The organism is Enhygromyxa salina (genome assembly GCF_002994615.1).
Lineage (GTDB): Bacteria > Myxococcota_A > Polyangia > Nannocystales > Nannocystaceae > Plesiocystis > Plesiocystis salina_A.
Genome location: NZ_PVNK01000182.1, coordinates 1 through 1,109 on the forward strand (window position 1 = coordinate 1; position 1,109 = coordinate 1,109).

Genomic DNA, 1,109 nt, shown 5'->3' on the forward strand with positions numbered 1-1,109 from the left:
AAGTGCCCTTGCCTCCAGTCGAGGGTGTGCGACTCGGCGTAGCCGATGAAACCCATGTCGTCGCAGCCCTCGAGCTGCGAGCGCTCGACGTCGATGACTCGCTCCTCGACCGGCAAGTGCTCGGGCGGTCGTTGCCGCCGCGAAGGCTTCTTCGCTTCGCCTTCGGCGGCCGCGGCCTCGTCGATGTCTTCGGCGTCGGCGCCCTCGAGGTAGCTGTCGATCTTGGCCTCGAATTTGTCGAGGTCCTCGAGCGGGTCGACCGTCTCGGACTCGTCGTCCGCTTCGACCTTGGGCTTGTCCGCTTCGCTGACGAGGCTCAGCAGCAGCGAGAGCTGGGACGTGTTGATCTGCTCCGACGTCCGGCCCTTGGCCGACTTGCGCAGCCGCATCAGCTCGAACTCGAGGTGCGCGGTTCGACGACCCAGCTTCTCCAACAGCTTCAGAATGTCATTGACGAGCTCATCGTGCTCGCCCCTGCTCAGGCGATCGACGAGGTGGCTGCGGACCTCGTCGAGGTTGAGCTCGTCGCGGCTTCCCATACTGGTATAAGGCAGCCTCAGCAGCGAAGTGTCACAGTTTTTTTTTCCGGCACCCACCGCGACCGCCGACGTGAGCCCGCGAGCTCGATGCCCTCGAGGATCAGCATCAGCTCGGCCGCTTCGACCTCGACCTTGACCTCGCCGAGGCCGGGACGCTTCGGCGCGCGGAACGTGCCTCGCTCGATCCGCTTGTAGTAGATGACCCAGCCCGTGCGATCCCAAAACAGGATCTTCGCCCGGTTCCCGCGGCGATTGATGAATACGAACAGGTGCCCCGACATCGGATCATCGGCGAGCAACGAGCGGGTCACGTTGCACAGGCCGTCGAAACCCTTGCGCAGATCGACGGGGTCGAGGGCGAAGTAGATCCGCACGCTCGGCGGCAGGCTCAGCATACCGACCCCACGACGCGGAGGACGCGAGCGAGGAGCTCGTCGTCGACACCGCGCTCGACGTGCACGCGGGCCTGGCCGAGCTCGATGACCAGCGAGGATGACCTCGCGCTCGGGAGCTCGCCGACCACGACGACCTCGGCGAGCCTCGGCGGCGCCGGGTAATTCTTGGCCCAGC

General features: G+C 65.7%; 3 protein-coding genes. All 3 read right to left on the reverse strand.

Features of this window, described 5'->3' with window-relative positions:
- Positions 1–539 (reverse strand): hypothetical protein (locus ENSA5_RS21045; protein ID WP_146155943.1); only part of this gene is annotated, 539 nt, incomplete at its 3' end.
- A 17-nt stretch (positions 540–556) separates the two neighbouring features.
- Positions 557–934, reverse strand: a complete 378-nt coding sequence (gene tnpB / locus ENSA5_RS21050) for an IS66 family insertion sequence element accessory protein TnpB (RefSeq protein ID WP_106393472.1) — start codon at positions 932–934, stop codon at positions 557–559.
- Positions 928–1,109: hypothetical protein (locus ENSA5_RS37990; RefSeq protein ID WP_181198006.1), on the reverse strand; the 182-nt coding region annotated here is incomplete at its 5' end. The genes tnpB and ENSA5_RS37990, both read right to left, overlap by 7 nt.